The organism is uncultured Photobacterium sp. (assembly GCF_947039875.1).
Classification (GTDB): Bacteria; Pseudomonadota; Gammaproteobacteria; order Enterobacterales; family Vibrionaceae; genus Photobacterium.
Genome location: NZ_CAMRAN010000079.1, coordinates 1 through 8,094, shown reverse-complemented (window position 1 = coordinate 8,094; position 8,094 = coordinate 1). Strand labels below are relative to the sequence as shown.

Sequence of the window (8,094 nt, the reverse complement as noted above, 5' to 3'; positions counted from 1 at the left end):
CTCGCACCTCGCACCTCGCACCTCGCACCTCGCACCTCGCACCTCGCACCTCTATCTATTTGTATAATAACAATATATTACTTCATGTAAAAAAGTATGATAAATAATGAATGGTTTTTATCTATTGGCTGTGTGCGAGATCTCTTACAAATATGTGGGAGATAAGCATGCTATTAATACATACATAATCACTGGTTTAATTTAAGCTGTTGTTATAATGGATTTTATTTTTCATTTTTATTTAATTGATTCGAAGGTGGTAAAAAAGATATTTTGTTCTATATAGGATTTAGTCGGTAATTCACATAGTATTAATGGTGTCGAAAGGATACGACGGAACGGAACAGGAAAGCGCCACGGACACAGGCAGTCTCAGGATGAGATATTGGTAAGCTAGGATGGTTTATCAAACATGAAATGTGAAAGGAACACTGTAGGATACGGTATTAAGGTAAACAGGATGTTTATCTGTCAGGAAGGCTAGGATAACTTCAGGACGAAGTAAGGAACACCTCTAGGATTGAGGCATAAGGGATCACTTCAGGATGAAGTAAAGGACACCTCCAGGAAGGAGATGAGAGTCTGAACAGGATGTGATGACGGGTTAGGATAGCCAAAGGAACAACTTCAGGAAGAAGTATAAAGGACAATGCTGACGGAATACAGCAATCAAAGGATGGATGCAGGGAGCAACATAGTAGCTGGATTGCTGCAAGTAAGACCTCAGGGCGCGACGAAAGTCGCGCCCGTTCTTTTTTGTGCTATTCCCAAAGTAATGTATCAAATGACAACGTGTTAAATTTGATTCTTTGAGGATGACTTGCTTTTATTCGCACCTCGCACCTCGCACCTCGCACCTCGCACCTCGCACCTCGCATTATAATAAATGAGCGTTTTTCTACTTATTTTGTAAGAGATCTCTTACAAGCTTGTGGGATAACTTCGTTATTAAGTCTCACTTATGATGACTGATTATTTATAAAATCCAATTATATCATCACCTTAAATTGATATGTTTATTTGTTAAGATTAATATTAAATAATTAATGGAATATTTAATATTGCGTCATTTTTCTGGTGAGGTAAGATATTGTCATCAGCTGGAGCTGACAAGGATTTAGGAATAGCCACGGAATTGGCCGCTCAGGATGAGCATATAGATGATGCGGACTATCATCTAGCGAGGATGCATAGGCTTCTCTGGGATAGAGGGCTATAGATAGGATATCTATTTGTCAGGATGACAATATTCTAGGATGGAATTGGGACAAATTTCATGATGAAGTTAGGATGACTTCTAGTGGAGTAAAGGACACCTCCTTCACGGAGAGAGAGTCAGTAGCGGATATACTGATGGGTCAGGGATTACCGAAGAATGACTTCTAGGATGAAGTTAAGATTTACCTGGGGATTTGTATATCAAGGATTGATAGCAGGGAGCACGACAGTAGCTGGATTGCTACAAAAGTAATATCTAAGGGCGTGACAATATTTATTGTCGCGCCCATTCTTTTTGGAGCGAGAAAAAGTTAATAATCGCAGCCTTCAGGAATACGGTGCGGCGGCACATAAAAATAACTCGCACGTAAACGTTTCATTTCAATATAACCTTGATAGATATCCATACCATCAGTTGAAAACTCAAACACAAATACTGTTCGCCAGCCCCATTCTCCATGATGATCTTTGAGCTTTTGCTCACCTCTCGCAAAGCTGATCATCTGCAAGCCCATATTTTTACAACGCTGCTCAATGTAATACTGCGCTAATTCAGTTTGGCGTCGTTGTTGCCAAAATAAGACGCCGATAATAGCAATAATTAAAATACCGAACAGGTTATTCATAGAGTAAAAAGCCTTTATAAACGGTGAATGCGATTAGTGATTTTTAGCATGCTGTTGTAATTTTTGAATAGCATTGATCAGTGCTGGATCCGCTTGACCATGAAGTATCTGCAACATGATTCCACGTAATAATGGTTGCATGACTAAATCAGTAAATAGTTGATTAAACAATGTCTGATCTTGGGTTTCAGCTAAACGTAATAAAAATAATGAGGCGATATTTATATCAGTAAAACCACTCCAACAACGACCAGCGATAGCAATAAGTACCTCGCGGTGACATAACGATGGTTGATGCAAAATAGTCGTTAGGGTTTGCTGTAATTGTTGTGGTGCACTACCTGCAAGGGCACGTACTAACGCTGATATCAAAAATAAATCGGGTTGCTGTTGTTGGCATTCTAGCGTTAAGCGTTCCGTTATACGTTGTGCTAACGGTGCAGGAATAGGGCAATGCTCAAGGCAACCTAGTAATACATACAGTGGCGTCATTGGAAGATGGTTTAACGCTTTACGTAACGAGGTTGCGTTATTGTGTTGTGACATACGAGCACAGATATCAGCTAAGCCTTGTAGACCTACATGTTGCCATTGTAACCAATCTTGTTGACCTGATAAATAAGCTTGTGCATCGGCATAGTATTGGCTAGGCGGTAGGTTAAGTAATACTCGTAATTGCGCATTAAATATTGCCATTTTGTCATCATTGGGCTTAAACGTATAAGGGTTGTTGGCAAGCTTTTGTTGTTCATCTTCGGTAGGGGTACTGTTTAAACTTGCGCCCATAGCTTCAATGACATATTTAATAAAATCACCAACAGCCGCTTGTTTTAGTAGCCCACGTTCATCCAATGGTAAGCGTAAAAACCACACCCAAGGTGGTTGCTGATGTTGCCAAAATGAAATGGCAATATGGGCATGCTGCTGAAGTGGCCATGGATAAGGCTGACGATTCTCTTCAACTGCTTTAAATTGGTCGTTATCAATTTCATTCACTCGACGACCTAAATCAAAAATATTGTAACGACAACCTGCGTTATCAAGCAATTGGGTTAAAGTATGAAAGGTTTCCATAGACATAATAAATAAAGCTCCTTCAATTTAGCTTGTTAGTTTAAGTAATCGTATTAAGTCAGCATACCTGTGAATAGATCGCTAATCACCATAATATAGTTGGGGCTGTTGGGCCAAAATGCTATCCTGCGCCGTTTTTATTATCAATAAAAGAGGAGTTATGATGGATAAATATCATCAAAGTCAGCAATTACTCACTCAATTAGAAAATATTCTACAACAGCACCAATATTGGCAAGAGGTTGCTCCTGAGCCACAAGCATTAGCGAGTACAGAACCTTTTGCGATTGATACTTTAGATTGTCATCAGTGGCTTCAATGGATTTTTATTCCTAAATTACGTTATTTAATCGTGCAACGCTTACCATTGCCGACCCAATTTGCTATTTCACCTTATGTAGAAGAAGCAATGAAAAACCAAGTCGGTGTACTAGATATTGTGGCAACAACACGTGAAATTGATCAATTATTTAAACATTAAGTGAGCATAATGGAACTGGAAATTTTATATCAAGATGATGCGTTAATTGCAGTAAATAAACCTGCAGGTATGTTGGTGCATCGTTCTTGGTTAGATAGCCATGAAACTGTATTTGTGGTGCAAACATTGCGCGATCAAATTGGACAGCATGTGTTTCCATTGCACCGTTTAGATAGGCCAACATCTGGGGTTCTTTTATTTGGCTTATCCAGTGAGGTTGCAGCATTGATGATGCCAGTCTTTGCTGGTCGAGAAATGCATAAAACTTATCATGCGGTAGTGAGAGGCTGGGTAAAAGAAGCGGCAGTGCTGGATTATCCGCTTAAAGTGATGCTAGATAAAATTGCAGATAAAAAAGCGACCGAAGACAAAGAGCCTCAAGCGGCCGTTACCGCTTATGCGCCATTAGCGACAGTCGAAACTGATATTGCAGTAGGGCGTTATGCGACCAGTCGTTATAGCTTAATTGAACTGCAACCAGAAACCGGACGTAAACACCAATTACGCCGTCATATGCATCACTTAGACCATCATATGATTGGTGATGTTAACTATGGCGATGGTAAGCACAATCGTATGTTCCGTGAAAATCTTGATTGTCATCGTTTGATGCTGCACGCATCACGATTACAATTTATTCATCCATTAACAGGTGCTGCACTAGATATTCGCGCTGATGTTGATGATGTTTGGCAACGTGTTATGACGACATTTAATTGGTCACCGTCATTACTGTTAAATGCATAATATAAAATAGCGTTCAATGGTGGTGAATGGGCGATAGCGCAAACTTATCAGCTTAAATTTACGTCAGCACTTGCTTTTCTTTAGTGTAATTGCCAGATTGGTAATAGTCCCTTATTGAGGACGTCTGACAGCAAAGGAGAGCGGACAATGAATAAGTTAGGCATATTTGTAGGCTCTGTATATGGCGGAGCAGAAGAGTTAGCAGAAGCATTAGCCGCAAAATTAACCTCGGTGCCCGTTGAGGTTTTCTTTGACTCAACACTCGATGATTTCATGGCCTATGATGCTGATACTGTGTTAGTGATAACGTCGACCACCGGTCAAGGTGAGATTCCAGAAAATCTATTACCGTTATATGTCGCGCTGAAGGATCAATTCCCCCTATTGCCCAAGCAACGTTATGGTGTCATTGCTTTAGGTGATTCTAGTTATGGGGAAGATCGTTTTTGTGGGGCTGGACGTCAATTTGATGCGTTATTAACTGAGCTCAATTCGACATCAGTTCAACCTCGATTAGATATTGATGCTGGGGTGCATTTTGAGCCGTTAGACGTTGCAGATGCATGGTTTACGCAATTTGTAGCGAGTGCAGATCAAGCTGCGGCGTAACTATGTTATTGAAATAACACTGATTGTTGACATTGCAATCGAGAGTTACCCCGTTAGTCATTAACGGGGTATTAATCTTATATCTCAACATGATCGTGTGATTTACGCATGTTTATTGATAGTCGTAATTAATGTTTCACGTAATAACTGCTGTTGTTGTTTGGTTAAGCGTCCACCCGTTTCATTAACAATAATAAAAAAGTCTTCTGCTCGCTCACCGATAGTGGTGATTTTAGCGGCTTGTAAACTCACATTAAGATCTGCAAATACAGCGCCAATCTTTGCTAATAATCCAGGCATATCTAATGCGACTAACTCCATCATGGTTTTGCGTCCAGTTTTGGTTGATAAAAATTCAACTTTGGTTGGTACATTAAAATGGAGTAATTTGCGTGGTGCTCGGCGAATTTTACGCTCAGATTTCATCGCGGTAAGGGCTTTGGTTAAATTACGAATAATACCCACATGGCGGTTTTCATTAATCGCTTTGCCGTTAGGATCAAGCACCATAAAAGTATCTAGCGTATAACCATCCTTACTGTTCATTATTTGAGCATCATGAATACTTAAATTTTTCTTATCTAGCTCAGAGACCACAATTGCGAACAGTTTGGCTTTATCTTTGCTGTAGATAAATACTTCAGTGCCGCCACGGGTGGCCTTCTTACTCATCAAGATAATTGGTTTATCACCATTGTGTTTTAATAACGCTTGTGCATGCCATGCCAATTGTTTATGTGTATGACGTAGAAAGTAATCAGCTTTAAAGCGACGCCATAGCACTTCAATATCACGAGGCATAAAACCTTTTCCGCGTAATATTGCCGATGCGAGTTGTTGATTGTGACGAATACGATCACGCATGTCTGGGGTTTTTTCTAGCCCGCGGCGTAATGTTTTTTGGGTCGAGTAGTACAATTCTGCCAGTAGAGTGCGTTTCCAACTATTCCATAGATCTTGGTTGGTGGCACAAATATCAGCAACGGTTAAGCATACCAAGTAATCTAAATGCTCTTCATCACCTACTTGTTTAGCGAACTCGGCCACGACTTCTGGATCATAAATATCACGTCGTTGAGCGGTGACTGACATTAATAAGTGTTTTTGCACCAGCCATGAAACCGTTTCAGCATCAGGGTGGGACAGCCCGTGTTCGATACAAAAATCATAAGCATCCACCGCGCCTAATTCGGAGTGATCACCGCCGCGCCCTTTAGCAATGTCGTGAAAGATCGCAGCCAAGATTAAGATTTCTTTTTTAATTAAACGTGGATAAACCTCACAACAAATCGGATGCTGTGAATGTTGATTAGGATCGTTAAATTTATGCAGATTTTTAATAACACGAATACTGTGTTCATCAACGGTATACACATGAAATAAATCAAATTGCATTTGGCCTACAATGTGACTCCATTGTGGCAAATAGGCCGCAATAACGCCGTGACGATGCATTAATTGAAATGCTTTTTGAAGCGCATTGGGCTGACGTACTAATTCCATGAATTTTTCGCGAGCCGCAGGAATGTCAATCAAAAAACGGTTGAGTCGGCGTCTAGCGGTGCGTAATTGACGTAGGGTAGGCGCGGCAATACCTTCAATATCAGAATTTTGTGCAATATGAAGAAACATATCGAGAATGGTTTCTGGTCGCGCTTGAAATAAGGCCGGTTTGGTGGCTTCGATTAAATTGCCTCGTAATTGAAAATCATCATTGAGTACAATGGGCGCAAGGCGAGAGTCTGGTTTAATAATTGCTTCATCAAACAGTTGTAATAACATTTTATTGAGTTCAGCCACACGGCGCAAGATGCGATAAAATGCTTTCATCATCATTTCGACTGCTTGATTACCTTCACCATGATAATCGAGGTTTTCTGCTACTGAGGTTTGGTGATCAAAGGTGAGCCGATTATCATAACGGCGTAGTTCTATATGAAGGGCAAATCGAATTCGCCACAATGCATTTTGGCATTCAACTAGCTCTCGGTATTCAGCATCGGTTAAAAAACCATGATGACTCATTTCTAATAAGCTGGTGGCACCAAAATGACGTCGTGCAACCCAGCTAAGGGTATGGATATCACGTAAGCCGCCAGGACTTGATTTGATGTCAGGTTCAAGATTATAGGTGGTGTCGTGATAACGAGCATGGCGAATACGTTGTTCTTCAACTTTGGCCTGATAAAATATTTCACTTGGCCAAAATGAAGGTGAATTAATTGCCACTGTTAATTGGTGGAATGTTTGTTGGTTACCACATAAAAACCGTGATTCAGTTAAATTAGTGGCGACAGTCAGATCGTCTTGACCAACGGCAATACATTCTTCAACGGTACGTACACTTTGGCCGACTTCTAGACGTAAATCCCATAGCAATGTTATTAGAGCACTGACATTGGTCGCGATGTCTTCCGCTAATGGCTGTTGGCTTAATATTAATAGGTCAACATCAGATAGTGGGTGTAATTCTCCTCGACCATAACCACCTACAGCGATTAATGCTAAGTCAGGTTGTTGTTCAAACTCATAAAAACGCCACAATCGAATCAATAATTGATCAATAAAATGACTGCGTTCTGTAACTAAATCAACAATGGATTTTTGTTGTTTAAATTGCGATTTTTGCTCTTCAGCAAAATGGGTGAGTGCACTACGTAAGCTGTCGAGAGTAATGGCATCGTCGAGGTAATCAGAAAGTTGAGTTGCTAAAATATCTGTCATTGCTATCCGTGCGGTAGGAGAATCTTGTATTTACTATAACCATTTCGAATGGCGAACAGTATCGCTAGATATAAAAAAACCGACGCAGAAGGTCGGTTTTTTTATTTTAGCAATGGTGCTAATACAGATAACGAATTATGCGTTATGCATTAAACGTGGCAATGTTTCTTCTTTACGTAGCGTTAAGATTTCACAACCATCTTTCGTTACTAATAAAGTATGTTCCCACTGTGCTGATTTTTTACCATCAACTGTGTACACCGTCCAACCATCTTGCTCGTCTGATTCACAGCTGAATTTACCCGCGTTGATCATCGGTTCGATAGTAAAACACATGCCTTCTTTCATTATTGTGCGATCACTATTTTTGTAGTGAACCACTTGTGGTTCTTCATGGAATTCGTTACCAATACCATGACCACAGTAATCTTTAACGATAGAAAAACGGCTGCTACCCGCTTTGATGAATTTTTGAATGGCAGTACCTAGATCGCCAATTTTCGCACCCGGTTTTACTTTTTTGATAGCCAGATAAAGGCTTTCTTGAGCAACACGACAAAGGCGTTTGTCTTCAAGAGATACTTCACCTACTTCAAACATCTTTGAAGTATCACC

At 40.3% G+C, this 8,094-nt stretch carries 7 protein-coding genes; 3 read left to right on the top strand and 4 right to left on the bottom strand.

What is annotated here, in order from left to right; all coding sequences use genetic code 11:
* Positions 1–1,529: 1,529 nt before the first annotated feature.
* Together Q0V26_RS17440 and Q0V26_RS17435 are read right to left on the bottom strand one after the other, a co-directional pair.
* Positions 1,530–1,844, bottom strand: coding sequence for a DUF3301 domain-containing protein (locus tag Q0V26_RS17440; RefSeq protein ID WP_080158990.1), 315 nt, complete (start codon positions 1,842–1,844; stop codon positions 1,530–1,532).
* A 33-nt stretch (positions 1,845–1,877) separates the two neighbouring features.
* Positions 1,878–2,924 (bottom strand): DUF3549 family protein, encoded by a 1,047-nt coding sequence (locus tag Q0V26_RS17435; protein ID WP_297486198.1) that lies wholly within the window; start codon positions 2,922–2,924, stop codon positions 1,878–1,880.
* 157 nt (positions 2,925–3,081) lie between these two features.
* Here Q0V26_RS17435 and Q0V26_RS17430 point away from each other — a divergent pair, with 157 nt between their 5' ends.
* From Q0V26_RS17430 to Q0V26_RS17420, 3 genes are all read left to right on the top strand, one after another.
* A complete protein-coding gene (locus tag Q0V26_RS17430; protein WP_080158992.1) occupies positions 3,082–3,399 on the top strand; it encodes a YqcC family protein in 318 nt (105 codons plus the stop codon).
* A 9-nt stretch (positions 3,400–3,408) separates the two neighbouring features.
* On the top strand, positions 3,409–4,146 hold the full coding sequence (truC, locus tag Q0V26_RS17425) for a tRNA pseudouridine(65) synthase TruC (protein ID WP_080158993.1): 738 nt from the start codon (positions 3,409–3,411) through the stop codon (positions 4,144–4,146).
* A 147-nt stretch (positions 4,147–4,293) separates the two neighbouring features.
* A complete protein-coding gene (locus tag Q0V26_RS17420; RefSeq protein WP_297486194.1) occupies positions 4,294–4,755 on the top strand; it encodes a flavodoxin in 462 nt (153 codons plus the stop codon).
* Positions 4,756–4,857: 102 nt separating this feature from the next.
* Here Q0V26_RS17420 and glnD read toward each other — a convergent pair whose 3' ends face one another.
* Together glnD and map are read right to left on the bottom strand one after the other, a co-directional pair.
* Positions 4,858–7,479, bottom strand: coding sequence for a bifunctional uridylyltransferase/uridylyl-removing protein GlnD (gene glnD, locus Q0V26_RS17415; protein ID WP_297486193.1), 2,622 nt, complete (start codon positions 7,477–7,479; stop codon positions 4,858–4,860).
* A 135-nt stretch (positions 7,480–7,614) separates the two neighbouring features.
* Positions 7,615–8,094, bottom strand: a 480-nt coding sequence (gene map / locus Q0V26_RS17410) for a type I methionyl aminopeptidase (RefSeq protein ID WP_297486192.1), incomplete at its 5' end; no start/stop codon positions are given.